Source organism: Nocardioides bruguierae, from assembly GCF_023656415.1.
Lineage (GTDB): Bacteria > Actinomycetota > Actinomycetes > Propionibacteriales > Nocardioidaceae > Nocardioides > Nocardioides bruguierae.
Map to the genome: position 1 here is coordinate 1 of NZ_JAMOIL010000001.1, position 24,059 is coordinate 24,059.

24 protein-coding genes are annotated in these 24,059 nt (G+C 73.6%); 12 read left to right on the forward strand and 12 right to left on the reverse strand.

Translation table 11 applies throughout. The features are described from left to right. Window positions 1-123: 123 nt before the first annotated feature. On the reverse strand, window positions 124-327 hold the full coding sequence (locus M8330_RS00005; protein ID WP_250051700.1) for a hypothetical protein: 204 nt from the start codon (window positions 325-327) through the stop codon (window positions 124-126). A 128-nt stretch (window positions 328-455) separates the two neighbouring features. On the opposite strand from M8330_RS00005, the gene M8330_RS00010 reads away from it, so the two are divergent. The 3 genes from M8330_RS00010 to M8330_RS00020 all read left to right on the forward strand — a co-directional run bounded on the left by M8330_RS00010 (window position 456) and on the right by M8330_RS00020 (window position 3,129). Further along, a complete protein-coding gene (locus M8330_RS00010) occupies window positions 456-1,466 on the forward strand; it encodes a hypothetical protein (protein WP_250825652.1) in 1,011 nt (336 codons plus the stop codon). A 96-nt stretch (window positions 1,467-1,562) separates the two neighbouring features. Then, window positions 1,563-2,030: a hypothetical protein gene (locus M8330_RS00015; RefSeq protein WP_250825653.1), complete on the forward strand. Its 468-nt coding sequence runs from the start codon at window positions 1,563-1,565 to the stop codon at window positions 2,028-2,030. A 91-nt stretch (window positions 2,031-2,121) separates the two neighbouring features. Then, window positions 2,122-3,129, forward strand: coding sequence for an NADPH:quinone reductase (locus tag M8330_RS00020; RefSeq protein WP_250825654.1), 1,008 nt, complete (start codon window positions 2,122-2,124; stop codon window positions 3,127-3,129). Between the two features lie 22 nt (window positions 3,130-3,151). On the opposite strand, the gene M8330_RS00025 is transcribed toward M8330_RS00020, so the two are convergent. Beyond that, the gene (locus M8330_RS00025) at window positions 3,152-3,577 is read right to left on the reverse strand and encodes a TIGR03618 family F420-dependent PPOX class oxidoreductase (RefSeq protein ID WP_250051708.1); all 426 of its coding nucleotides are present in this window, start codon (window positions 3,575-3,577) and stop codon (window positions 3,152-3,154) included. A gap of 66 nt (window positions 3,578-3,643) precedes the next feature. Between M8330_RS00025 and M8330_RS00030 the strand changes: the two genes are divergently transcribed. The 6 genes from M8330_RS00030 (at window position 3,644) to M8330_RS00055 (ending at window position 10,060) form a co-directional block, all read left to right on the forward strand. Continuing rightward, entirely contained in the window at window positions 3,644-4,081 is a 438-nt protein-coding gene (locus M8330_RS00030; protein WP_250825655.1) for a hypothetical protein, read from the forward strand. Between the two features lie 81 nt (window positions 4,082-4,162). Then, on the forward strand, window positions 4,163-4,798 hold the full coding sequence (gene pyrR, locus M8330_RS00035) for a bifunctional pyr operon transcriptional regulator/uracil phosphoribosyltransferase PyrR (RefSeq protein WP_443689921.1): 636 nt from the start codon (window positions 4,163-4,165) through the stop codon (window positions 4,796-4,798). Then, window positions 4,795-5,745, forward strand: a complete 951-nt coding sequence (locus M8330_RS00040; protein WP_250825656.1) for an aspartate carbamoyltransferase catalytic subunit — start codon at window positions 4,795-4,797, stop codon at window positions 5,743-5,745. The genes pyrR and M8330_RS00040 overlap by 4 nt, the downstream gene beginning before the upstream one ends. Then, window positions 5,742-7,031: a dihydroorotase gene (locus tag M8330_RS00045; protein WP_250825657.1), complete on the forward strand. Its 1,290-nt coding sequence runs from the start codon at window positions 5,742-5,744 to the stop codon at window positions 7,029-7,031. The genes M8330_RS00040 and M8330_RS00045 overlap by 4 nt, the downstream gene beginning before the upstream one ends. An 11-nt stretch (window positions 7,032-7,042) precedes the next feature. Then, window positions 7,043-9,511: an ATP-dependent helicase HrpB gene (gene hrpB, locus M8330_RS00050; RefSeq protein ID WP_250825658.1), complete on the forward strand. Its 2,469-nt coding sequence runs from the start codon at window positions 7,043-7,045 to the stop codon at window positions 9,509-9,511. A 63-nt stretch (window positions 9,512-9,574) separates the two neighbouring features. Then, window positions 9,575-10,060, forward strand: a complete 486-nt coding sequence (locus M8330_RS00055) for an SHOCT domain-containing protein (RefSeq protein WP_250825659.1) — start codon at window positions 9,575-9,577, stop codon at window positions 10,058-10,060. Window positions 10,061-10,070: 10 nt separating this feature from the next. Here the strand turns inward: M8330_RS00055 and M8330_RS00060 are convergent, their stop codons facing one another. The 8 genes from M8330_RS00060 to M8330_RS00095 form a co-directional block, all read right to left on the reverse strand. Further along, entirely contained in the window at window positions 10,071-10,259 is a 189-nt protein-coding gene (locus M8330_RS00060) for a hypothetical protein (RefSeq protein ID WP_250825660.1), read from the reverse strand. Between the two features lie 45 nt (window positions 10,260-10,304). Beyond that, entirely contained in the window at window positions 10,305-10,724 is a 420-nt protein-coding gene (locus tag M8330_RS00065; protein WP_250825661.1) for an aromatic ring-opening dioxygenase LigA, read from the reverse strand. 147 nt (window positions 10,725-10,871) lie between these two features. After that, on the reverse strand, window positions 10,872-11,789 hold the full coding sequence (locus M8330_RS00070; RefSeq protein ID WP_250825662.1) for a sugar phosphate isomerase/epimerase family protein: 918 nt from the start codon (window positions 11,787-11,789) through the stop codon (window positions 10,872-10,874). Continuing rightward, on the reverse strand, window positions 11,786-12,988 hold the full coding sequence (locus M8330_RS00075) for a phytanoyl-CoA dioxygenase family protein (protein WP_250825663.1): 1,203 nt from the start codon (window positions 12,986-12,988) through the stop codon (window positions 11,786-11,788). The genes M8330_RS00070 and M8330_RS00075 overlap by 4 nt, the downstream gene beginning before the upstream one ends. An 89-nt stretch (window positions 12,989-13,077) precedes the next feature. Beyond that, window positions 13,078-14,193, reverse strand: a complete 1,116-nt coding sequence (locus M8330_RS00080; protein WP_250825664.1) for a Gfo/Idh/MocA family protein — start codon at window positions 14,191-14,193, stop codon at window positions 13,078-13,080. Continuing rightward, window positions 14,190-15,068: a sugar phosphate isomerase/epimerase family protein gene (locus tag M8330_RS00085; RefSeq protein WP_250825665.1), complete on the reverse strand. Its 879-nt coding sequence runs from the start codon at window positions 15,066-15,068 to the stop codon at window positions 14,190-14,192. The genes M8330_RS00080 and M8330_RS00085 overlap by 4 nt, the downstream gene beginning before the upstream one ends. Then, the gene (locus tag M8330_RS00090) at window positions 15,068-16,069 is read right to left on the reverse strand and encodes a Gfo/Idh/MocA family protein (RefSeq protein ID WP_250825666.1); all 1,002 of its coding nucleotides are present in this window, start codon (window positions 16,067-16,069) and stop codon (window positions 15,068-15,070) included. Before M8330_RS00090 ends, M8330_RS00085 begins: the two co-directional genes overlap by 1 nt. 87 nt (window positions 16,070-16,156) lie before the next feature. Next, window positions 16,157-16,969 (reverse strand): SDR family oxidoreductase, encoded by an 813-nt coding sequence (locus tag M8330_RS00095; protein ID WP_250825667.1) that lies wholly within the window; start codon window positions 16,967-16,969, stop codon window positions 16,157-16,159. A 104-nt stretch (window positions 16,970-17,073) separates the two neighbouring features. Here M8330_RS00095 and M8330_RS00100 point away from each other — a divergent pair, with 104 nt between their 5' ends. Next, window positions 17,074-18,102: a LacI family DNA-binding transcriptional regulator gene (locus M8330_RS00100; protein ID WP_250825668.1), complete on the forward strand. Its 1,029-nt coding sequence runs from the start codon at window positions 17,074-17,076 to the stop codon at window positions 18,100-18,102. Between the two features lie 28 nt (window positions 18,103-18,130). Here M8330_RS00100 and M8330_RS00105 read toward each other — a convergent pair whose 3' ends face one another. Both M8330_RS00105 and M8330_RS00110 read right to left on the reverse strand, forming a co-directional pair. After that, window positions 18,131-18,655, reverse strand: a complete 525-nt coding sequence (locus M8330_RS00105) for a hypothetical protein (protein ID WP_250825669.1) — start codon at window positions 18,653-18,655, stop codon at window positions 18,131-18,133. A 32-nt stretch (window positions 18,656-18,687) separates the two neighbouring features. Next, a complete protein-coding gene (locus M8330_RS00110; RefSeq protein ID WP_250825670.1) occupies window positions 18,688-19,188 on the reverse strand; it encodes a hypothetical protein in 501 nt (166 codons plus the stop codon). Window positions 19,189-19,416: 228 nt separating this feature from the next. Here M8330_RS00110 and carA point away from each other — a divergent pair, with 228 nt between their 5' ends. Both carA and carB read left to right on the forward strand, forming a co-directional pair. Continuing rightward, window positions 19,417-20,637, forward strand: a complete 1,221-nt coding sequence (gene carA, locus M8330_RS00115) for a glutamine-hydrolyzing carbamoyl-phosphate synthase small subunit (RefSeq protein WP_250825671.1) — start codon at window positions 19,417-19,419, stop codon at window positions 20,635-20,637. Between the two features lie 3 nt (window positions 20,638-20,640). Then, window positions 20,641-24,036 (forward strand): carbamoyl-phosphate synthase large subunit, encoded by a 3,396-nt coding sequence (gene carB / locus M8330_RS00120; RefSeq protein WP_250825672.1) that lies wholly within the window; start codon window positions 20,641-20,643, stop codon window positions 24,034-24,036. The last annotated feature ends 23 nt before the right edge of the window (window positions 24,037-24,059 follow it).

Consider the following 24,059-nt stretch of genomic DNA (forward strand, 5'->3'; position numbering starts at 1 on the left):
CGCTGGCCATCCGAGGACGGCATCAACGACTCGATCCGCTCCCACTGAGCGTCATTCAGCACTGCCACACGCGACATGTGTCAACCATCGCCGACCACCACGCCCGGATTAAGCAGACACGCTCTAGACGAACCACTGCCGGCGCTCGCGCGCGGCCTCCTCCTGCGCCGCCTCCGCACGCTGCTCGCGCCGGTGGCGGCCGAGCAGGGAGAGGAAGATGAGGGACGCGGACCCGGCCAGGCCGATGGTCGTGCAGCCCGGCGCCAGGCCCGCGAGCAGCACCAGGCAGACCGTCAGCGCGGCCATGGCGGCGTGCGGGCTCCTCATGCGCGTCCCATCGGCGGGCGCGCGCCGGACCTGACCCGGCAGCCTGTGGAGAGGAGGTGTGAGGGCGGACCTGGCGGGGAATCACTCCCTGCGATCCCCTCATCCGCTCGACATCTCGGGAGATGCCGATGACCCAGACCGACGACCGCACCGAGCAGCGGCAGGGCGCCCCGCGCGGAGGCGCGCACGCCGAGCCGCGTCGGTTCGCCACCGCCACCGACTTCCTCGACCGGCGCGCCGCCGAGGCGACGACCGGTCCGGCCACCTGGGGCTGGCGGGGCGCCGTGCGGCGCATGAGCGGCGGCCTGGTGTCCCCGGCGATGGGTCCGGCCGAGGCCGAGCACCACGACCTGCGCCGTCGCGTGCAGCGCGACCTCGACGGGCCGCGCACCATCGCCTTCGTGAACCCCAAGGGCGGGGCCGCCAAGACCACCGGCGTGCTGGCGGCCGGCTGCACGTTCGGCACGGTGCGCGGCGGCGGGGTCGTCGCCTGGGACAACAACGAGACCCGCGGCACCCTCGGCATCCGGGGTGCCCGCGCCGGGCACCACAACACCACCCGCGAGCTGCTGGAGGACCTGGAGCGCTTCGACCAGGTCGGTTCGTCGCGCATCGGGGACCTCGGTGCCTACGTCCGCTCGCAGGGCGACGCCCACTTCGACGTCCTCGCCTCCGACGAGCGTCCGGACGTCACGGGGACCATCCACGCCGACGACTTCGGCGCGGTGCACGGCCTGCTCGAGCGCTTCTACCGAGTGATCCTCGTCGACACCGGCAACAACATGCGTGCCGAGAACTGGCTGGCGGCCGCCGGTGCCGCCGACCTGCTCGTCGTGACCTCCACCGTCCGCGAGGACACCGGCTACTCGGGCCTGTGGATGCTCGACGCCCTGGCCGACGCCGGCGTCCCGGACCTCAAGCACCGCACGCTCACGGTGCTCTCCGACCCCTCGCCCACGGTGGACAAGGGCCTCGCCGCCGACCTCGTGGACGTCTACGAGCAGCGCACCCGCAGCGTCCACCGCGTGCCCTACGACCCTGCGCTCGTCTCGGGCTCGGTGGTGCCCTACACCGAGCTCTCGCGTGCGACCCAGCGGTCGTGGCTGGCGGCCTGCGCCGCGATGGCGGACGCGCTCTGACCCACCAGCCGGGACCTTGGTCCCGATCCTCGGCGCGACGGCGTGGACTGCCCGGACGTTCCTGACAGGACGGTCCGGCGGCCCTACGCTGCGGGCATGGCCCGACCCGTCCTGCTCACGCGCCCCGAGGGCGCCGACGTCGCCACCGCCACGCAGAAGCCCGTGCTCGGCGACTACCACTACGACGGGCGCCGGTGGCTGCGGTTCAGCGGCCGCCGGTGGCAGCGGGCTCTGTACTCCTGCGACCCGGCGGTGCTCGAGGCGAAGGCGGGGCCCGAGGCCTGGCACGAGGTCGACGACGCGGAGCGATCCCGTCTGCTGGACGTGGCGGTGCGTGACCGCGTGCTGACCACCAACGGGCAGGTCCTGTACCGCGACGACCACTCCGCGGTGCTGCGGCACCGTCGTCGGCCCGCGCACGTCGCGCACTTCCTGTCCACGGTGATCACGCTCGGCGCGTGGCTCGTGGTGTGGATCGCGGCCACCGTGCTGGCCGGCGAGGACCGCGTGATGCTGGTCGTCGACCGGTGGGGCCACGTCTGGCCGCAGACCAGCACCCGCTGACTCTCGCCGACCCGACGAGACGCCGGTTCTCACCCCCTCGTCGGGAACACCGCCCGGGGGTCGGGGCGCTGCACACGACATGCGAGCAGTCGTGTACTCCGAGACCGGTCCGTCCTCCGTCCTGACCCTCGTCGACCGGCCCGTGCCCGAGCCGGGCCCGGGCGAGGTCCGGGTCCGGGTGGTGCGCGCGGGCGTGAACCCGACCGACTGGAAGTTCCGGGCCGCCGGCATGAACGGTGACTTCACCGAGGTCAGCCCCGGGCAGGACGCCGCCGGTGTCGTCGACGCCGTGGGCGAGGGCGTCACGGGGCTGAAGGTCGGCGAGCGGGTCTGGACCTACCTCGCCCAGGCCGCGGGCCGCGCCTACGGCACGGCGATCGAGCACACCGTGCAGCCGGCCGCCCACGTCGTCCCCCTGCCGGTCGGGGCCTCGTTCGACCTGGGCGCCGCGCTCGGCGTCCCGGCGATGACCGCGCACCGCGCGCTCACCAGCGGTGAGGACGCCGACCGGATCGCCCCCGGCAGCCTGAGCGGGACGACGGTGCTCGTGCAGGGCGGGGCCGGCGCCGTCGGCAACGCCGCGATCCAGTTGGCCCGGTGGGCCGGGGCCCAGGTCGTCGCGACCGTCTCCAGCGAGGAGAAGGCCGCCCTCGCGATCGCCGCCGGTGCGCACCAGACGGTGAACTACCGGGCCGGCTCCGTACCGGAGGCCCTGGCCGAGATCTGCCCCGAGGGCGTGGACCTGGTGGTCGACGTCGCGCTCGGGCCGAACCTGGCCGACGACGTCGCCGTGCTGCGCAACCGCGGCACGATCGCCTTCTACGGCGCGAACCCCGGCGACGAGGCCCACGCCCCGGTGCGCGACCTGATGATCAAGAACGTCCGGCTCCAGGGCGCGATGCTCTACTTCGTCGGCGCGGACCTCCTCGAGGCGGCCGCCGCCGACGTCAACGCCGCCGTGGACGCCGGTGCCCTCCGGGTCGGGCCGGACGCCGGCGTCCCGCTGCACCACTTCGCGCTGGAGGACGCGGCGGCCGCCCACGACGCCGTCGAGAACGGCGCCGTGGGCAAGGTGCTGCTCGACGTGAGCGAGGCCTGAGCCGGCCGCAGCCGGGGCGGCCTCAGCCCCGCTTGCTGAGGTCGTCCTTGTGCGCGCCCCAGCCGTGCCAGTCGGAGATCCGCACCCAGACGTTGGTCCGCGGGCTGACCTGGTCGGGGTAGTCGTGGCCGGTGTAGTGCTGCGAGACCTTGTTCGCGCCGGCCAGCCCGGTGTCGGAGGCGATCTCCACGACCTCGCCCTGGAACGAGACGTGGGTGTACCAGTTCTCCGGGTCGGTCACGGTCAGGGCGATCCGCGGGTCCCGCTTCAGGTGCTGGAGACGGGTGCGGGTGTCGTCGAGGGTGAGGAGCACGCGGTCGTCGTCCTCGAGCAGGTACCAGGTGGCGACCGTGATCGGCGCACCGCTCTTGCGCAGCGTCGCCATGACGGCCGGGTTGGGGCGGGAGAGGAAGGCGCGGACGTCGTCCGGGAAGGGGAGCTTCGACATGGTCCGAGCCTCCTCCGTGCCGCCGGCGCAGCCCACCCCCTGGGGGGATCTGGCACCATGGTCGGCATGAGCGAGGACACGACCAACGCCGAGCGGCCCGTCGACCTGTTCACCCCGGTGCCGGGCCTCGACCTCGGCGTGCGGCCCTCGTCCTCCTGGCGGGGCCTGGTCACCCCGCGCCGGCTGCTGGCCACGGTCGTGCTGAGCGTCGTCCTGGTGCTCGTCTACACCTCCGGCGTGCAGGGCACCGTGACGTCCGGCTACCAGGCCATGATCGCCGTGGCGGCGCTGCTCGGTGGCCTCGCGCTGGCCACCTACGTGCCCGACCCGCGGGCCTCGGTCGCGTCCTCGCCCTGCGCCACGATGGCGGCGGCGTGGGTCGTCCTGCCCGCGTTCGTCCTCGCCTCGCCGGCCGAGCCGGTCACGGCGCTCATGGCCATCGGCGCCGCCGGCTTCGGCCTGCTCCAGCGCGTCCGGGGCGGGGCCTGCGGGATGGCCGGGTGAGCCGTCCTCGCTGCTAGGCTGCGCAGCAGTTCGACATCCTTTAACGAGCCGTCCCGTGAGGCGGAGAAGGAGGTCCGCAGCGTGGTGCCGTCCGGCATTGAGCAGCAGCCCGACCAGCAAGGCCCCCCGTCCGGCACGAGCGGCGAGGACCGGCCCGGCCGGGTCGTCTTCGACGCCGACGAGATCGCCCGGTCGCTGACCCGCATCGGTCACGAGATCCTGGAGCGCAACCGCGGCGCGGAGGACCTCGTCCTGCTGGGCGTGCCCAGCCGCGGCGTCCCGCTCGCCCAGCGCATCGCCGCGCGGATCGCCGCCGTCGAGGGCGTCGAGGTGCCGGTGGGCTCCCTCGACATCACCTTCTACCGCGACGACCTGCGCAAGAACCCCGCGCGCGGTCCGCAGCACACCGAGATCCCGCCGGTCGGCATCGATGGCAAGACCGTCGTGCTCGTGGACGACGTCCTCTACTCCGGCCGCACGGTGCGCGCCGCGCTGGACGCGATGAACGACCTCGGCCGCCCCGACGTCGTCCGCCTCGCCGTGCTCGTCGACCGGGGCCACCGCGAGCTGCCGATCCGCGCCGACCACGTCGGCAAGAACCTCCCCAGCGCCCGCAGCGAGCGCGTGATGGTCCGGCTGGCCGAGACCGACGGCTACGAGGAGGTCCGCATCGCGGAGGGCCCGAGCAACGTCGGGCGGAAGGGGGAGCAGGCGTGAAGAAGCACCTCCTGAGCGTCCACGACCTCTCGATGGACGACGTCGAGACACTCTTCGCCACCGCCGCCGAGATGCACGACGTGCAGCACCGGCAGGTCAAGAAGCTGCCCGCCCTGCGCGGCCGCACGGTCATCAACCTCTTCTTCGAGGACTCCACGCGCACCCGCTCGAGCTTCGAGATCGCGGGCAAGTGGCTCTCGGCCGACACCATCAACATCACGGGCAAGGGCTCGTCGGCGTCCAAGGGTGAGTCCCTGCGCGACACCGTGCTCACGATCTGCGCGATGGGCGTCGACGCCCTCGTCATGCGCCACTCCGCCTCGGGCGCGGCCCTGCAGGTCAGCCAGTGGGTCGACGCCGCCGTCATCAACGCCGGTGACGGCACCCACGAGCACCCCAGCCAGGCGCTGCTCGACGCGTACACCCTCCAGCGGTACTTCGAGGCCAAGAACCTCGGCCCGCTCGAGGGCAAGCACGTGGCCATCGTGGGCGACCTGACCCACAGCCGCGTCTTCCGCTCCAACGTCGGCCTGCTGACGAAGCTCGGCGCCCGCGTCACGGTCGTCGCCCCGCCGACGCTGATGCCCTCCGGCGTCGGCCCGTGGAGCCAGGACGCCGGGTACGCCACGTCCTACGACCTCGACGAGGTGCTCCCGACGGCGGACGCGGTGATGATGCTGCGCGTGCAGAAGGAGCGGATGAGCGGCGGCTTCTTCCCGACGGGTCGCGAGTACACGGTCGGCTACGGCCTCACCCGCCAGCGGCTCTCGCTGCTGCGCCAGGACGTGCCGATCCTGCACCCCGGCCCGATGAACCGCGGCCTGGAGATCGCCGCCGACGCAGCCGACGCCGCGTCCTCGGTCGTGCTCGACCAGGTCTCCGCCGGCGTCGCCGTGCGCATGTCGATCCTGTACCACCTGCTCGCCGGCGAAGGGAACGAGAAGTGAGCCGCCTGCTGATCACCGGGGCCTCCATCGAGGGCGGGGCCGCCGCCGACGTCCTCGTCGTGGACGGCGCCATCGCCGAGGTCGGCCACGACCTCGACCGCAGCGGCGCCGAGGTCGTGGACGCCGACGGCCTGGTCGCCCTCCCGGGCCTGGTCGACCTGCACACCCACCTGCGCGAGCCGGGCCGCGAGGACGCCGAGACGATCCTCACCGGCTCCCAGGCCGCCGCGGTCGGCGGCTACACCGCCGTGCTGGCGATGGCCAACACCAACCCCGTCACCGACACCGCCGAGGCCGCCGAGCGCGTGCACGCCCTCGGGCAGGCCGCCGGCGTCGTCGACGTCCACCCGGTCGGCTCGGTCACCAAGGGCCTGGCCGGCGAGGAGCTCTCCGAGATCGGCCTGATGGCCCGCAGCAAGGCGCGGGTCCGGGTCTTCTCCGACGACGGCAGGTGCGTCGGCAACGCCCGCGTCATGCGCCGGGCCCTGGAGTACGTGAAGGCGTTCGGCGGCGTGATCAGCCAGCACTCCCAGGACACCGACCTCGCCGGGTCGGCCTCCTGCTGCCACGAGGGCGAGCTGTCCGGCCGCCTCGGGCTGCCCGGCTGGCCCGGCGTGGCCGAGGACGTCATCGTCGCCCGCGACGTGATGCTGGCCCGGCACACCGGCTCGCGCGTCCACGTCGCGCACGTCTCCACCGCCGGGTCGGTCGAGGTGCTGCGCTGGGCGAAGTCGCAGGGGATCGACGTGACCGCGGAGGTGACGCCGCACCACCTGCTGCTCACCACCGACCTGCTCGCGGGCTACGACCCGACGTTCAAGGTCAACCCGCCGCTGCGCCCGGCCGAGGACGTCGAGGCACTGCGGGCCGCCCTGGCCGACGGCACCATCGACGCCGTCGCCACCGACCACGCCCCGCACGCCCGGCACGACAAGGAGCACGCCTTCGTCGACGCCGCCTTCGGCATGCTGGGCCTGGAGACGGCCGTGCAGGTCGTCGCGCAGGTGATGGTCGAGTCGGGGCGGATGACCTGGGCGGACCTGGCCCGGGTGATGTCCACGACCCCCGCCCGGATCGCCGGGCTCGAGGGTCAGGGCCAGGGCCTCGTGGTCGGCGCGCCGGCGAACCTCACGCTGGTCGACCCCTCGGCCGACGTGACGGTCGACCGCGCCGACTCGGTCTCCCTCTCGCGCAACAACCCGTACCACGGGCGCTCCTTCGGGGCGTCGGTGCGCGCGACGTTCCTGCGTGGTCGGGCCACGGTGCTCGACGGCACGCTGGTCTGACCACCCCGCGCGTGGACGCGCTCGCGCGCCTGCTGGCCGACCCGCCCGACCTCCCGGTCGCAGGCGGGCTCGGCCGGCTCCGCGCCGCGCTGGGCGAGTCCGGCTCGGCGGTCGTCACCGCGCCACCGGGCTCGGGCAAGACGACGCTGGTGCCGCCCGCCGTGGCCCTCGACGTGCCCGGCCGCGTCGTGGTGACCCAGCCTCGGCGGATCGCCGCACGAGCGGCGGCCCGTCGCCTCGCCTCCCTGCTCGGTGAGCGCGTGGGGGAGACCGTCGGCTTCTCCGTGCGCGGCGAGCGGGCCGTCTCCCCGGCCACCCGGATCGAGGTCGTCACCACCGGCCTGCTGCTGCGGCGGCTCCAGGCCGACCCGACGCTGGACGGCGTCGACGCCGTCGTCCTGGACGAGGTGCACGAGCGTGCCCTCGACGCCGACCTCGCCCTCGCGCTGCTGCTGGACGCGCGGGCGGCGCTGCGCGAGGACCTGCGCCTCGTCGCCATGTCGGCGACCCTGTCCGCCGACCGGTTCGCCGCCCTCCTCGACGCCCCCGTGGTCGACGTGCCCGGCTCCCTGCACCCCGTCGAGGTCCGCTGGGCGCCGCCCGCCCCGGGCGTCCTGCCCGTCGACGAGCGGGGCGTGCCGCCGACGTTCCTGGCCCACGTCGCCGCGACCGTCCGCACCGCGCTGGCCGAGCACGAGGGCGACGTCCTGGTCTTCGTGCCCGGCGCCCGCGAGGTCGACCGGGTCTGCTCCGCGCTGGCCGGGTGCGGCGCCGACGTCCTGCCCCTGCACGGGCGGCTGCCGGCCTCCGCGCAGGACGACGCGCTCAGCCCCCGCCCGGGCCGCCGGGTCGTCGTCTCCACCGCCGTGGCCGAGTCCTCGCTCACCGTGCCCGGTGTCCGCGTGGTCGTGGACGCCGGTCTGGCCCGCGAGCCCCGCCACGACCCCGCCCGCGGGCTCGGCGGTCTCGTGACGGTGCGGGTCTCGCGCGCCGGGGCCGAGCAGCGCGGCGGCCGCGCCGGACGCGAGGCCCCGGGCACCGTGCTGCGCTGCTGGTCGCAGGCCGAGCACGCGCACCTGGCCGCGCACCCGCTGCCGGAGATCGCGGTGGCCGATCTCGTCGGCTTCGCGCTCGAGACCGCCGCCTGGGGCACCCCCGGCGGGGTCGGCCTGGCCCTGCCGGACGCGCCGCCCGCCGCCGCCCTCGCCTCGGCCACCTCCACCCTCACCGACCTCGGGGCGCTGGAGGAGACGGGCGGGCTGACCGCGCGAGGCCGCTCGCTCGTCGGCCTCCCGGTCGACCCGCGCCTGGGGCGGGCCCTGCTCGACGGAGCACCGCTCGTGGGTGCCCGCCGTGCCGCCGAGGTGGTCGCCCTGGTCGCCGAGGACCGGACCCCCGACGGCGACCTCGTGGCCGCCCTGCGGTCGGTGCGGAGGGAGAGGCCGCGCAGCTGGACGGAGACCGTGCGTCGGCTGCTGCCGAGCGTCGGCGACGCCCCCGAGCCCCGCGAGACGCTCACCGACGACCTCGCGGTGGGCGCCGTCGTGGCGCTGGCCCACCCCGACCGGGTCGCGCGTCGCCGCACCGGCTCCGCCGGCCACCTGCTCGTCGGCGGCACCGGCTGCGACGTGCCCGGTGCCCTGGCCGAGCTGGAGTGGCTGGCCGTGGCCGACGTCGACCGCCGCCCGGGGCAGGCGCGGGCCCGGGTGCGCTCGGCGGCACCGCTGACCGAGGAGCTGGCCCTGGTGGCGGCGGCCGCGCGCCGCACGACCGAGGACGAGGTGACCTGGCGCGAGGGACGGCTGCGTGCTCGCCGCGTCACGCGGCTGGGCGCGATCGAGCTGTCCGCGACCGCGCTGGCGCAGCCGTCGTCCACGGCCGTGACGGCGGCCGTGCGCGAGGCGCTGGCCCGCGACGGCCTCGACGTGCTGCCCTGGACGGACTCCGCCCGAGCCCTGCGGCACCGGCTGGCCTTCCTCCACCGCGAGCTGGGGGCACCGTGGCCCGACGTCTCCGACGAGGCGCTCGCCGACGGCCTCGACGACTGGCTCGACGTCTCCCGGGTCCGCTCGGGCAAGGACCTCGCGCGGCTCGACGTGCTGAGCGGGCTCCGGGGCCTGCTTCCGTGGCCCGAGGCCACCCGGCTCGACGAGCTCGCGCCCGAGCGGCTGCCCGTGCCCTCCGGTGCCACGCACCGGGTCGACTACGCGGACGCCTCGGGCCAGCCGGTGGTGGCCTGCAAGCTGCAGGAGTGCTTCGGCCTGGCCGAGACCCCGCGGCTGGCCGACGGCCGGGCGCCCGTGCTGTTGCACCTGCTCTCACCGGCCGGGCGCCCGCTGGCGGTCACCGCTGACCTGGCCTCCTTCTGGGCCGGGCCCTACGCCGGCGTGCGCGCCGAGATGCGCGGGCGCTACCCCAAGCACCCCTGGCCGGAGGACCCCTGGTCCGCGCAGGCGACGGCGAGGACCAGCCGGCGCTGAGCACCGGATCGTCAGGACGGGGCTGTCGTGCGTCGTGGGGTCCCCGGGCGATACCGTGGGGGCATGTTCGCGGGCGACGGGGGCTTCTGGCTGGTGGCGGTCGTCGCCGTCGTCGTGCTCCTGGCCGGCACGGGCTCGGCCGTGCGTCGGCTCGTGCGCAGCCGCTCGGACCTGACCCCGCCACCCGAGGGCGTGCGGGCCTCGGCCCTGCGCCAGGAGGGTCGCGAGCACGAGGCGGACGAGGTGGAGGCCCGCGCGGCTGGCACGCGCGCCGCCACCGACGCGCCCGACATGCCTGATGTGTCCGGCGCGGCCGACGTGCCCGACCTCGCGGGGGACACCCTGGCCGACCACCCCTGGCTGGCTGGTGACGCCGGCGCCGCGCGCGGCTCGGCGGTGGGGCCGGAGGCCTCCACCGGGCACACGCAGGACGACGTCAGCCGCTCGCCGGTCGACCGGCTGCGCGTCATCGACGAGCTGTTGGCGAAGGGCTACATCACCGACGAGGAGCACGCGGCCGCGCAGCGCCGGATCGCCCAGGACCTCTGAGCCCGGCGCCTCAGCCCTGGTAGGTCCAGCCGATGCGGTGCCCCACGTGCGGAGCCTCGCCGAGGCCGATGCCGACCCCGGGCTGCACCGGGCGCACCTGGCTGTGGGCACGGCGCCGCTGCGCGCGCTCCAGCCGGACCACGAACACCACGAAGGCCAGCGTGCCCACGACGCCGAGCGTCCACCAGAGCCAGGTCATCCACCGACGGTAAGGCGGCCCTGACGGGTGGTCAAGGGTGCACGCTCATGAGACGGGCACCGGCTCGGCCTTGCGGCTGACGTCGCGCATGCCGAGCCCCAGGAGCACGAAGATGAGCCCCATCGCGACGGCCACGGCGCTCATCCCGAAGGCCAGCACCGAGGTGAACAGCGAGGACTGGAGGAACGCGGAGGTCATCGCGGTCTGGCGCAGCGGGTCGTCCTGGTCCAGCTCCGCGTAGGTCTTGCCGCCGGTGATCCCGAGGGTGTGCTTGTCGATCACCTTGGCCTGGCAGTAGGCGGCGAAGGGGTTGTCGACGTCCGCCCCGGCGAAGCAGTCGGCGTCCGCCGAGACGGTGATCCGCTGCGCGGACAAGGTGGAGGCGACCACCGACCAGGTCACCACCCCACCCAGCACGAGGACGATCCCGAGGACGATCGAGGAGATCCAGGCTGCTGCGCGCATGGAGGGTGCCCTTCCGTTGGTCCGAGTGCCGCCGGCCGGGACGGGTGCCCCGCCACGGCCAGCGAACTCGTGGACACCGAGCGGTGCAAGGCTTTGCACACGACCTCGGCCGTCGCGGTACGCGATACCGCAGGGGGTGTGCGTGTGCTAGGAGCGCGCACCTGCCCCGACCACGGACGAGACGACGGCACGCGCGGCGCGCAGGTTCTCCGCCAGCACCTCGGCCAGGGGGCCGCGGCGCTGCTCGTGCGAGATGATCTCCACGCCCCACGGGCCGGAGAACCCGACGTCGTGCAGGGCGCCGACCATCCCGTGCACGTCGAACGTGCCTCGACCGAGGTCGAGCCTCCGGTCGCGGGTCTCGGGGAACGGCGCCTCGCCGGTGGGAGCCGGCCCGTCGTTGAGCTCCACCACGAACACCTTCTCGCCCGGCAGTGCCCGCAGGTCGTCGACCGTCGAGGGCCCGCGGTCGACGTGCCACAGGTCCACGACGAGCCCGACGCCGGCGTGGTCGGCCGCCAGCACCAGGTCGGCCGCCCGGCGGAAGTCCCGGATGTTCGCGAACGGCAGGGGCTCGATGGCCACCCGCGCCCCGACCGGGGCGAAGTCGTCGCCGAGCCGGTGCAGCTCCTCGGCCCAGTGAGCCACCTCGTCCGGGTCCAGGAGCTCGGGGATCGAGCCGCTGAGGTCCCCGACGGCCGGGCCGGCCTTCACGGAGACGGCCCCGAGCACGCCCGCGGCCTCCACGAGCGCGGCCCGCGTGGCGTCCGAGGCCCGGCGCAGCTCACCCGTGGTCCACCAGTCCTCGACCAGCTCCACCTCGCGGTGCACCAGGCCCAGGTCGTCCAGCATCGCCCCCACCTCCTCGAGCGAGAGGGGCGAGGCCTGGAGGTCCTCGATGGTGAAGCCGATGCCGGTGAAGCCGGCACCCGCCGCCGCCTCGGCCCGCGTGCGCAGGTCGAGGGGCGAGAGGTGCCGACCGCCGGGGCCGGGCTGGGCGTCACCGGTGTGCGACCAGCAGGTGGCGAGGAACGCGGGGGAGACGGCCACGGGGCTCGTGCTCACGCGAGCCCGGGGCGGGTGCGCTCGGCCTGGGCGTCCAGGGCCTGCTCCAGCTCCTCGACCGACCACTTCTCGGCCAGGGCCTGGCGCATGAGGCCGGCCTGGGTCTGGGGTGCGATGAGGCCTACAGGCTGGTCACGGTCGAGGTTCGTCGGGAACGAGTAGCCCTCGGCCGACGACGCGATCACGTTGTCGAGGTCGGCCTGGTCGGCGCCATCGGCCTGCCGCTGGAGCAGGACGGGGTAGAGCGCCTTGCACATCGCGACGCGGTCGACGGACTCCATCGCCCGGCCGAACGGGGAGGAGACCTGGAGGAGGTTCGCCATGCGGCGCACGTCGGCGGAGACGTTGGTGCCGGCCCCGTGGAAGAGCGCGGGGTTGAAGAACGCGGCGTCGCCCTTGGCCAGCGGCAGCTGCACGTAGTTGGCCAGGAAGTAGTCGGTGAACTCCTGGAGGTGGAAGGCGAGGTAGCCGGGCTCGTACTGGTGGGAGTAGGGCAGGTACAGCGTCGGGCCGGTCTCCACGGGCATGTCGCAGTGGGCCACGGCGCCCTGCAGCGTGAGGGCGGGGGAGAGCAGGTGGGCGTGCGCCGGGAACTGCACCGAGGTTGCCGCGTCCATGAAGCCGAGGTGGTAGTCGCGGTGCGCACGCTGGGCCTGGCCCCCGGGATTGACCACGTTGACCTGCGAGGTCACCTGGTAGCCGGGGCCGAGCCAGGCCTCGCTGATCAGCGCGAGGGCGTCGTTGGCGTAGTAGTCGGCGAAGACCTCGGGCTCGGCGACGGCCAGCTTGTCGAGGGCGCCCCAGACGCGGTCGTTGGCGCCGGGCTTGGCGAAGTGGTCGCCCGCGGCGGTGCCCGCGGCCTTCTCGAGCTCGATGCGGGCCAGGAAGGCGTCGGTGGCCCGGTCGACGACGCCGTGGTCGTCGAAGGCGCCCTGGAGGACGACGATGCCGGGGCCGTCGGTCAGCGCCCGCATGAGCTCGGCCTGCACCTCGCGGCGCTGCGGCCCGGCCATGGCGGCGCGGAGCTTCTCGCCGTACAGCAGGACGTTGCTGGCGACCGCGTCCGCGAACGGGTAGTCGGCGAGCTCCGTGGTCTGCTCGACGACGGCCTTGAAGTCCTCCAGCGAGCAGTCGTCGGCCGACAGCCAGCCGGTGGCGGTGCGGGCCGACGCGGCGGTGGAGCTGGTGAGTGAGGGCATGTCCCTGACTCCTTCCCGATGGGGTCGAGGTGGGCTGGTGTGAGGCACGTTACGCCTGGCGTCAGGGCCGCGGAACGTCATCCGATCCGTCAAAAATGCCTCAGCGGACGGGAGCCGTGGGCGGGTTGCTGGGCCGGGGAGCGAGGCCGAGCGCGCGGTAGGCGTCGTCGACCAGCGCCATGGTGGCCGGCGTCGTCGGCGTCCGTGGTCACGGGGCCGCCACCCCGCACGGCTGCGGTGAAGACGCGCAGCTGGTGGGTGTAGGTCGAGTCGGTGCCGCCGTGCTCCACGCGCTCGGCTCCGCCGGCCTCCGGGGAGGCGCGGACGACCACCCGGTCGTCGTCCTCGCGGTAGAGCAGGTCGGGCACGGAGACGGAGCCGCGGGTGCCGTGCACGTGCACGGCCATCTCCCAGTGGCCCGAGGTCATCGAGCAGCGGGCCAGGCCGGTCGCGCCGGAAGGAAAGACGACCTCCACGTCCGCCCAGGCGTCGACGCCGGGGGAGTGCTCCTCGCAGCGGGCGCCGGTGACGACGGGCGCGCCGCCGGCGTGGGCGCCCAGCACGCGCTGGGCGTGCAGGGCGTAGCAGCCGAGGTCCATGATCGCGCCCCCGGCCAGCGCCATGTCCCACCGCGGGTCGGAGTCGTGGGGCGCCGGCATGAGCAGCGTGCTCTCGACGTGCCGCACCTCGCCGACCTCACCGGAGGCGACGATCTCGAGAAGGCGGACGAACATCGGGTGGTAGAGGTAGTGGAACCCCTCCATGAACACCTGGCCGGCGAAGCGGGCGGACGTCGCCGCGAACCGCTGCTGGACCCAGGACGCCTCGGCGTGGTTGCTCGCCGACGGCTTCTCGGTGAGCACGTGCTTGCCGGCCTCCAGGGCCGCCACGTTCCAGGCGGCGTGCAGGCTGTTGGCCAGCGGGTTGTAGACCGCCTCGACGTCGGAGTCGGCGATCACGTCGGCGTAGGAGTCGAGCACGCGCTCGACACCGTGCTGGGCCGCGAAGGCCTCGGCCCGGTCGCGGCTGCGGGCGGCGACCGCCACGAGCCGTGCGCCGGTGGCCAGCGCCGGCTTCACGATCGAGGTCTCGTTGATGCGGGCCGCCCCGAGGAGCCCGATCCGCAGTGGATCGAACGGCTGGTGCTCGAGCCGCTGGGGCTCGTCACCGGCGCCGGAGGCCTCCTCGGGGCGGCCGCCACTCACAGCGAACCCAGGACGGAGCGGACGTGGTCCGCGCTCGTGCGGACGTCGGCCAGCGGGCCCTCGCCCGCCGGAGCCTCGGTCAAGATCGTGTCCTGCTCGAGGACGTACCAGCCGTCGTAGTGGTGAGTGCCGAGCGTGCTCACGATCGAGGCGACGTCCACGTCACCCAGGCCGAGCGGGCGGTACATGCCGTTCGCGACGCCCTCGGTGTAGGAGATGCGTCCCGACTGCACCTTGGCGGCCACCGAGGCGTCCACGTCCTTGAGGTGGGTGTGCGCGATCCGCTCCGGCGCCTGCCGGGTCAGCTCGGCGGGGTCGGTGCCGCCGATGAGCAGGTGCCCGGTGTCCAGGCACAGCGAGACCGTGGAGCCGGCCAGCACGCGCTGCACCTCCTCGCCGTTCTCCACCATGGTGCCCACGTGCGGGTGCAGCACCGCGCGGACGCCGTGCTCGGCCGCCCGGGCGGTGATGCGGTCGAGGTTGCCGAGGAGCAGCTTCCAGCCGTCGCCGTCGAGGACGGGGCGGGAGTCGTAGCCGTCCTGGCCGGAGTCGGCGGAGAGCACCAGCACGTACGCGCCGGTCGCGGCGAACTGCGCGAGCACCCGGTCGACCTCCGGCATCGGGTCGTGACCCTTGACGTGCATGATCACCGGCGTGAAGCCGCCGACCGCGGTGAGCTCGTGCTCCTTGAGCACGGCCGCCATCTCGGCGGGGTCGCGCGGCAGGAAGCCGTCGGGCCCGATCTCGGTGGCCACGAGGCCGGCGTCACGCATCTCCCCGAGCACACGGGTCGGGTCCATCTGGTGGCCCCACCCGGGGACCTCGCACACGCCCCAGGAGATGGGGGCGCCGGCGATCTTCGCGCTGGCGGCCATCACTTCACCTCGTCGATGGTGACGGGGCGGTGCTCCTTGAGGGAGAGGTCGGCGGCCTCGGCCATCCAGGCCACGGCCAGCGCGTCCTGCACGGTGCACGGGGACTCCGTGCGGGCGCCGGAGACGAGCTCGGTGAACGCGGTGAGCTCGGCGCGGAAGGCGTCGGTGAGGCGGTCCATGAAGAAGCCCCACGGCTGGGCCGAGGGCCAGGTGCTGCCGGGCTCGAGGTTGCGCAGCGGGGCCTGGTCGCTCCAGCCGGCGGCGACGGAGTCGCCGGTGCCGTGGACCTCGAGGCGGACGTCGTAGCCGCGCGGGTTGTAGCGGGTGTTGGAGACGACGCCGGTGGAGCCGTCGGCGAAGGTGATCAGCGTCTGGGCGGTGGCGACGTCGCCGAACTCGGCGAACATCGGGTCGCCGTGGGCGTGGCCGGTGGCGTAGACCTCGACCGGCTCCTGGCCGGTGATCCAGCGGACGGTGTCGAAGTCGTGCACCGAGCAGTCGCGGAAGATGCCGCCGGAGGTCTCGATGTAGCCGCGGGGGGCCGGGGCCGGGTCGAGGGTCGTCGAGCGGACGGTGTGCACCCAGCCCAGGTCGCCGGCGACGCGGGCGTCGTAGGCCGCCAGGTAGGCGGGGTCGAAGCGGCGCGGGTAGCCGACCTGGACGGCGACGCCGCTGTCCTCGACGTGCTGGGCCACCGACACGGCGTCGGCCAGCACGGCCGACAGCGGCTTCTCGCAGAACGCGGGGATGCCGGCGTCCACGGCGGCGCGCAGCAGCGGGGCGTGCGCCGCGGTCGCGGCGGCGATCACGACGCCGTCCACACCGGAGGCGATCAGGGCCTCGGGGCTGTCCGCGGGCTCGGCGCCGAACTTCTCCGCCACGGAGGCGGTCGCGGCGGGCACGGCGTCGGCGACGACGAGGGTCTCGACGGCGTCGAGGTTGCTCAGGGTCTCGGCGTGGAAGGCGCCGATCCGGCCGAGGCCGATGAGTCCGAGTCGCATGGTGGTTCCTTCTCTTGGTGAGGCTGACCTGGTCGGGGCCAGCGGTCAGGGTGGTGCTGGTCAGGTGTGGTGCTGGTCAGGGGTGGGTCAGGTGCTGCGGGGGACGTCCCCGGGCGCGAGGCCGAGGCCTCCGACGACCGTCTGGTCCCAGTCGATGACGGAGCCGGTGACGACGCCGCTGCGGTCGGAGAGCAGGAGGACGACGAGGTCGGCGATCTCGTCGACGTCGCCGAGGCGCCCCATCGGCACGGACGAGGCGGCGCGCTCGAGCCACACCGAGCCGTCCGGGTCGTCCGCGGTACCGGCTCCCTGGGTGCGGTGCTCGCCGTCGGTGGCCGTCCAGCCGATGTTGAGGCCGTTGACGCGGACCCTGTCCCAGCGGTGGGCGTGGGCGGCGTTCTTCGTCAGCCCCACGAGGCCGGCCTTGGCCGCCACGTAGGGGGAGAGGAAGGACTGCCCGCCGTGGGAGTCGATCGAGATGATGTTGACGATCGAGCCGGGGGCACCGCGGCCGACCATGTCGGCCACCGCGGCCTGCATGGTGAAGAACGGGCCGCGCAGGTTGACCGCCACGTGGGCGTCGAAGAGCTCCGGGGTCGTGTCCAGCAGGGTGCCGCGGGCCGTCGAGCCTGCGGCGTTCACCAGCCCGTCGATGCGGCCGTGACGCGCGACGGTCTGCGCCACCGCGTCCCGCGCCTGCACGGGGTCCGCCACGTCGGCCCGCACGAAGTGAGCCGAGGCCCCGTCCGCGCGCAAGCCTGCGGCCACGGCCTCGCCACGCTCGGCGTCGCGCCCGGACACCACGACCAGGGCGCCCTCGCGGGCGGCCGCGCGCGCGATGCCCGCGCCGAGGCCCTGGGTGGCGCCGGTGACGAGCACGACGCGGTCATGGAGAAGCACGTGGACGATGTTGTGGCTCGTGACACATCAGCGTCAACAGTGACACTCCCATCAAAAAGCCATCACCCGTTGACGGGGTGCGCGGCTGCCCCGAGGATGCCTGCGTGGGACACCCGTACCCGATCCGGGAGATCGCCCGTCAGGCAGGCCTCAGCGAGGCGACCGTCGACCGCGTGCTCAACGAGCGCCCGGGCGTGCGGGCGAGCACCGTCGCCCTCGTGAAGCAGGCCGTCACGGACCTCGACCGCCAGCGCAGCCAGCTGCGGCTGACCGGTCGTACCTTCCTGGTCGACGTCGTCATGCACGCGCCCGACCGCTTCTCCTCGGCCGTCAAGGCGGCCCTCGAGGCGGAGCTGCCGATGCTGTACCCGGCCGTCATCCGCTCCCGTTTCGACTTCCGGGAGTCCGGGGACGCCGGCGAGATCGTGCGGGTCCTGGAGAAGGTCGGGCGTCGTGGGTCGGCCGGGGTGATCCTCAAGGCCCCGGACGTGCCCGAGGTGGTCGCCGCCGTCGACGCGCTGGTCGAGCTTGGCATCCCCGTCATCACCCTGGTCACCGACCTGCCCCTGAGCCGGCGGGCCGCCTACGTGGGCACGGACAACCGCTCCGCGGGCGCGACCGCCGCCTACCTCGTGGACCAGATGCTGGGCCCGGACGAGGGGGAGGTGCTCGTCGCGCTGAGCAGCAGCGTCTTCCGCAACGAGGAGGAGCGCGAGATGGGCTTTCGCGCCACGATGCGCAGCCGCAACCCCGGACGGGTGCTGGTCGAGCAGACCGACACCGACGGGCTGGACGTCGCCGTGGAGGCCGCGACGCTGCGCACCCTGGAGGCGCACCCGCGGATCACGTCGGTCTACTCGGTCGGCGGGGGCAACCGGGCGATCCTCTCGGCGTTCAGCCAGGCCGGCCGCGACGTCCGCGTCTTCGTCGGGCACGACCTCGACCGCGACAACCTCGACCTGCTGCGCGGTGACGAGCTCACCGCCGTGCTGCACCACGACCTGCGCCAGGACATGCGCACGGCCTGCCAGAACATCATGCGCGCGCACGGTGCCATCGAGGGGGAGCCGGAGACGCTGAGCGCGCCCATCCACGTGGTCACCCCGCACAACGTGCCGGAGCTGCTGGTCTGACCGGGGTGCGTCCCGCGGCGGCCTGTCCTCAGGGCCGCGAGCCGCGTGCCTCGTGCCAGGAGGCGGCGTCGCTGCTGGTGACGCGGAGGATCGCGTCCGTCGCTCGCGCGGCCGGCCACAGGTCGACCGCGTACCGGTCGACGACCTCGTCCGCGAACTCCCCGTCGCGGCCGGCGTCGCGCCCCGTGGCGCTGACGCGGAGGCGGTACTCGCCCGGGGGGACGGGCAGGGGGCCGCTGTCCTCGCCCGCCCAGCTGACCCAGCGCGGTGCTGCGTCCTCGGTCACGACGGTGGACACCTCCACCACGTCCTCCCAGGCGTCGTCGGGGAGTGCGGGCTCGACGTCGTGCAGGGTGACGGTGACCTGCGAGCCCCCCGACCGGCGCGCGAGGGTGAGGTGCACCCCGTCCGCGGAGGCTGCGCCCACCAGCCCGTTCGCCTGCCCCTCGAACAGGGCGTCGACGTCGCCGTCCAGGCCGAACCCGTCCGTCCAGGCGAGGTCCAGCCAGCCGTAGTCGGTGTCGATGACGTCGTCGAGGATCGTGCGTGCCACGCCCTCCATCCTCGCACTGACGACGGCTGCGCTCAGGCGCCCGCGACCTCGACCGTGGAGGTGCCCGAGAGATCGGTGACCTGCAGCTGGGTCGGCGGGGTCTCCAGCCCGGTGACGACGACGACCCACGAGACCGCGTCCATCGTGCACATCGTTTCCTTGTCGCCGCCGGGAGCGAGCGCGAGCGACCAGCCCGCCCGCAACGTCGCCTTCGGTGCGCACGAGCCCGAGTAGCCGACCTCCCCGACGTAGACGAGCGCACCCTCGTCCGCCAACCAGGCGGCCCCGCCGACCGGCGCGGCCTCGGCGTAGGCCATCCCCGCCTCGTCGTCGGCCCGGACGAGGTCGACGGACGCGTCCTCGGGCCACGAGGCCGGCTCCTCGTCGACGGTGCCGGGGGAGGAGGGTGAGGACGAGGCGGCGCCGGGGTCGGAGGCGACCGTGTCCTCCGAGCCGCACGCCCCCAGGACCAGACCGAGCGCGAGGCAGGCGGTCACGGCGAGCGGGGCACGGGTGCGGGAACGGCGCGTCATGGTGGTCATGCTCCGTGGGACGGCGCCCGGCCGTCCAGGGTTCCCCGCCCTCCTGCGTCAGGTCCCGGGCGGGTGGGGCGCCGCTGCGGAGGGGGTCGTCACACGCGCCGTGTCGAGTGGTGGACGAGCGTGGCGCGGAAGGGGCGAAAGGCCTGCGCGCTGCTATTCTCGGGCGCAGTCCGACATCCTTTAACGACCCGTCCTGTGAGGCGGAGAAGGAGGTACGGCGTGCCCTCGCATGCCCCCACGCCCGCGACGTCCTCGACCCGGGAGCCGAAGCCGGCCCTGCTGGTCCTGGAGGACGGTCGCACGTTCCACGGTGAGTCCTACGGAGCCGAGGGCGAGACCTTCGGCGAGGCGGTCTTCTCCACCGGCATGACCGGGTACCAGGAGACGCTGACCGACCCGAGCTACCACCGCCAGGTCGTCGTCATGACGGCCCCGCACATCGGCAACACGGGCGTGAACGACGAGGACCCGGAGTCCTCCCGCATCTGGGTCGCCGGCTACGTCGTGCGCGACCCCAGCCGCGTCTCCTCCTCCTGGCGCGCGCAGCGCAGCCTCGACGACGAGCTGAAGGCGCAGGGCGTCGTCGGCATCTCCGGCGTCGACACCCGTGCGCTGACCCGCCACCTGCGCGAGCGGGGTGCCATGCGCGTCGGCATCTCCTCGACCACCACCGACCCGGCGCTGCTGCTGGCGAAGGTGCAGGAGTCCGCCGAGATGGCCGGCTCCGAGCTGTCCACCGCGGTCTCCACCCAGGAGGTCTACGTGGTGCCGGCCCAGCCCGGTCCGTGGGGCGAGAAGCAGTACACCGTGGCCGCCCTCGACCTCGGCATCAAGGCCATGACGCCGTACCGGATGGCCGAGCGCGGCATCGAGGTGCACGTCCTGCCGGCCACCGCCTCCATCGAGGAGATCAACGCGGTGAACCCGGACGGCCTCTTCTACTCCAACGGCCCCGGCGACCCCTCCGCCACGACCGCCCAGGTCGAGACGCTGCAGGCGGCGCTGGCCCAGGGCCTGCCGTACTTCGGCATCTGCTTCGGCAACCAGCTCTTCGGTCGCGCGCTCGGCTTCGGCACCTACAAGCTGAAGTACGGCCACCGCGGCATCAACCAGCCGGTCATCGACCGCACGACCAACAAGGTCGAGGTCACCGCGCACAACCACGGCTTCGCCGTCGACGCGCCGCTGGACGCCGCCACCACCACGCCCTACGGCGAGGCCACCGTCAGCCACGTCAACCTCAACGACGACTGCGTCGAGGGCCTGGAGCTGCGGGGCGAGGACGGCGTCCTCAAGGGCTTCTCCGTGCAGTACCACCCCGAGGCCGCGGCCGGCCCGCACGACGCCGGCTACCTCTTCGACCGGTTCAAGGACCTCATGGCCGGGGGCCTGACCTCCACGGCCGCCACCACCCCCGTGATCAGCAGCAAGGAGGCCTGAGCCATGCCGAAGCGCACCGACATCTCTTCCATCATGGTGATCGGCTCCGGCCCGATCGTCATCGGCCAGGCCTGCGAGTTCGACTACTCCGGCACCCAGGCCTGCCGCGTCCTGCGGGCCGAGGGCCTGCGGGTCATCCTGGTGAACTCCAACCCGGCCACGATCATGACCGACCCGGAGTTCGCCGACGCCACCTACGTCGAGCCGATCACGCCCGAGTTCGTCGAGCGGGTCATCGCCAAGGAGCGTCCCGACGCGCTGCTCGCCACCCTCGGCGGCCAGACCGCGCTGAACGCGGCCATGAGCCTGCACGAGAACGGCGTGCTCGAGAAGTACGGCGTCGAGCTCGTCGGCGCCTCGGTCGAGGCCATCAACAAGGGCGAGAACCGCGAGCAGTTCAAGCGGATCGTCGAGGACCTCCCGGCCGAGTGGGGCGCCGAGGTGGCCCGCTCGATCATCTGCAACGGCGAGGACCTCGCCCCCGGCGCGACCAAGGAGGAGAAGGTCGCCGCCGCGCTGCAGAAGGCGCTCGACGGCGCCGAGGACCTCGGCTACCCCGTCGTCGTCCGCCCCTCGTTCACCATGGGTGGCGCGGGCTCCGGCCTGGCCTACTCCGAGGACGACCTGCGCCGCATCGGCGGCGCCGGCCTCACCGCCAGCCCGACCACCGAGGTGCTCCTGGAGGAGTCCATCCTCGGCTGGAAGGAGTACGAGCTGGAGGTCATGCGCGACAAGGCCGACAACGTCGTCATCGTCTGCTCCATCGAGAACCTCGACCCGCTGGGCGTGCACACCGGTGACTCGATCACCGTGGCCCCGGCCATGACGCTGACCGACCGCGAGTACCAGCGGCTGCGCAACATCTCCATCGGCGTCATCCGCGAGGTCGGCGTCGACACCGGCGGCTGCAACATCCAGTTCGCGGTGAACCCCGAGGACGGCCGCATCGTCGTCATCGAGATGAACCCCCGCGTCTCCCGCTCCTCCGCGCTCGCCTCGAAGGCCACCGGCTACCCGATCGCCAAGATCGCCGCCAAGGTCGCGATCGGCTACACGCTCGACGAGATCCCCAACGACATCACCTCGGTGATCGGCGAGGACGGCGAGAAGCGCGGCACCCCCGCCGCGTTCGAGCCCACGCTGGACTACGTCGTGGTCAAGGTGCCCCGGTTCGCCTTCGAGAAGTTCCCCGGCGCCGACCCGGTGCTCACCACGCACATGAAGTCCGTCGGCGAGGCGATGGCGATCGGCCGCAGCTTCACCGAGGCCCTGCAGAAGGCGCTGCGCTCCCTGGAGTCCAAGGGCGCCACCTTCGACTGGGACAAGGCGTTCGTCGACCTGGACAAGGCCGACCTGCTCGCCCGCGCCTCCGTGCCGCACGACGGCCGCCTCAAGCTGGTCATGGACGCGCTGCGTGCCGGGGCCACCGCCGAGGAGGTCTTCGACGCCACCAAGATCGACCCCTGGTTCGTCGACCAGCTCTCCCTCATCAACGAGGTCGCGCTGTCGGTGATCGAGGCCGAGGAGCTCACCCCCGCGCTGCTGCGCCGGGCCAAGCGCCACGGGTTCTCCGACGCCCAGCTCGGCAAGATGCGGGGCATGACCGCGGACGTCGTCCGCGGGGTGCGCCACGCGCTCGGCATCCGCCCGGTCTACAAGACCGTGGACACCTGCGCCGCCGAGTTCGCCGCTGCGACGCCGTACCACTACTCCTCCTACGACGAGGAGACCGAGGTGACCGGCCGCACCAAGGAGGCCGTGATCATCCTCGGCTCCGGTCCGAACCGCATCGGCCAGGGCATCGAGTTCGACTACTCCTGCGTGCACGCGTCGCTGGCCCTCTCCGAGGCCGGCTACGAGACCGTCATGGTCAACTGCAACCCGGAGACGGTCTCGACCGACTACGACACCTCCGACCGGCTCTACTTCGAGCCGCTCACGCTCGAGGACGTGCTCGAGGTCGTGCACGCCGAGCAGCAGGCCGGCCCCGTGGCCGGCGTCATCTGCCAGCTCGGCGGCCAGACCCCGCTCGGCCTGGCCCAGGGCCTCGCGGCCGCGGGCGTCCCGATCGTCGGCACCAGCCCCGACGCCATCGACCTCGCCGAGGAGCGCGGTGCCTTCGGCCGCGTGCTGGCGCACGCCGGGCTCGTGGCGCCCAAGCACGGCACGGCCACCTCGTGGCCCGAGGCTCGCGCGATCGCCCAGGAGATCGGCTACCCCGTCCTCGTCCGCCCTTCCTACGTGCTGGGCGGACGCGGCATGGAGATCGTCTACGGCGACGAGTCGCTCGAGGCCTACCTGACCAAGTACGTGGAGGCCGGGCTCATCAGCAGCGCCGCCCCGGTGCTGGTCGACCGGTTCCTCGACGACGCCGTGGAAATCGACGTCGACGCCCTCTACGACGGCACCGAGCTCTACCTCGGCGGCGTGATGGAGCACATCGAGGAGGCCGGCATCCACTCCGGCGACTCGGCCTGCGCCCTGCCGCCGATCACCCTGGGCGCCCGCGAGATCGACAAGATCCGCGAGGCCACCGAGGGGATCGCCCAGGGCGTGGGCGTGCTGGGCCTGATCAACATCCAGTTCGCGCTCGCCGGCGACATCCTCTACGTCCTCGAGGCCAACCCCCGCGCCTCGCGCACGGTGCCGTTCGTCTCCAAGGCCACCGCCACCTCGCTGGCCAAGGCCGCCTCCCGCGTGATGCTGGGCGAGTCCATCGCCCACCTGCGCGAGGTCGGCGTCCTGCCCACCACCGGCGACGGCGGCACCCTGCCCGCCGAGCAGCCGATCGCCGTGAAGGAGGCCGTGATGCCGTTCAACCGGTTCCGCGCCCCCGACGGCAGCCAGGTCGACACCATCCTCGGCCCGGAGATGAAGTCCACCGGCGAGGTCATGGGCTTCGACGCCGACTTCGGCACCGCCTTCGCCAAGTCGCAGGCCGCCGCCTTCGGGCTGCTGCCGACCGGCGGTGCGGTGTTCGTGTCGATGGCCAACCGCGACAAGCGGTCGATGATCTTCCCGGTGAAGGTCCTGGCCGAGCACGGCTTCGAGATCATGGCCACCCAGGGCACCGCCGAGGTGCTGCGCCGCTCGGGCGTGCCCTGCACCGTGGTGCGCAAGCACTTCGAGGGGGAGGGGCCGAACGGGGAGAAGACCACCGTCCAGCTCATCGCCGAGGGCAAGATCCAGCTCATCGTGAACACGCCGTACGGCGCGGGCGGCTCCGGCCACGCGCGCCTGGACGGCTACGAGATCCGCACCGCGGCGATCCGCGCCAACGTCCCCTGCATCACCACGGTCCAGGGCCTCGCGGCCGCCGTGCAGGGGATCGAGGCGATGCGCCGCGGCGACGTCGGCGTGCGGTCCCTGCAGGACTGGGCCGCGCTCGTCGGTCGCTGACCGGGGATCTGGTAGGAGTCAGC

Coding starts and splice junctions, on each gene's coding strand:
- M8330_RS00025 (WP_250051708.1), bottom strand. CDS start 3,577: ATGTCGAAGCTCCCCTTCCCGGACGACGTCCGCGCCTTCCTCTCCCGC.
- M8330_RS00015 (WP_250825653.1), top strand. CDS start 1,563: ATGGCCCGACCCGTCCTGCTCACGCGCCCCGAGGGCGCCGACGTCGCC.
- carB (WP_250825672.1), top strand. CDS start 20,641: ATGCCGAAGCGCACCGACATCTCTTCCATCATGGTGATCGGCTCCGGC.
- M8330_RS00055 (WP_250825659.1), top strand. CDS start 9,575: ATGTTCGCGGGCGACGGGGGCTTCTGGCTGGTGGCGGTCGTCGCCGTC.
- M8330_RS00085 (WP_250825665.1), bottom strand. CDS start 15,068: ATGGCCGCCAGCGCGAAGATCGCCGGCGCCCCCATCTCCTGGGGCGTG.
- M8330_RS00110 (WP_250825670.1), bottom strand. CDS start 19,188: ATGACGCGCCGTTCCCGCACCCGTGCCCCGCTCGCCGTGACCGCCTGC.
- M8330_RS00075 (WP_250825663.1), bottom strand. CDS start 12,988: ATGCCCTCACTCACCAGCTCCACCGCCGCGTCGGCCCGCACCGCCACC.
- M8330_RS00060 (WP_250825660.1), bottom strand. CDS start 10,259: ATGACCTGGCTCTGGTGGACGCTCGGCGTCGTGGGCACGCTGGCCTTC.
- M8330_RS00010 (WP_250825652.1), top strand. CDS start 456: ATGACCCAGACCGACGACCGCACCGAGCAGCGGCAGGGCGCCCCGCGC.
- M8330_RS00065 (WP_250825661.1), bottom strand. CDS start 10,724: ATGCGCGCAGCAGCCTGGATCTCCTCGATCGTCCTCGGGATCGTCCTC.
- M8330_RS00005 (WP_250051700.1), bottom strand. CDS start 327: ATGAGGAGCCCGCACGCCGCCATGGCCGCGCTGACGGTCTGCCTGGTG.
- M8330_RS00030 (WP_250825655.1), top strand. CDS start 3,644: ATGAGCGAGGACACGACCAACGCCGAGCGGCCCGTCGACCTGTTCACC.
- M8330_RS00090 (WP_250825666.1), bottom strand. CDS start 16,069: ATGCGACTCGGACTCATCGGCCTCGGCCGGATCGGCGCCTTCCACGCC.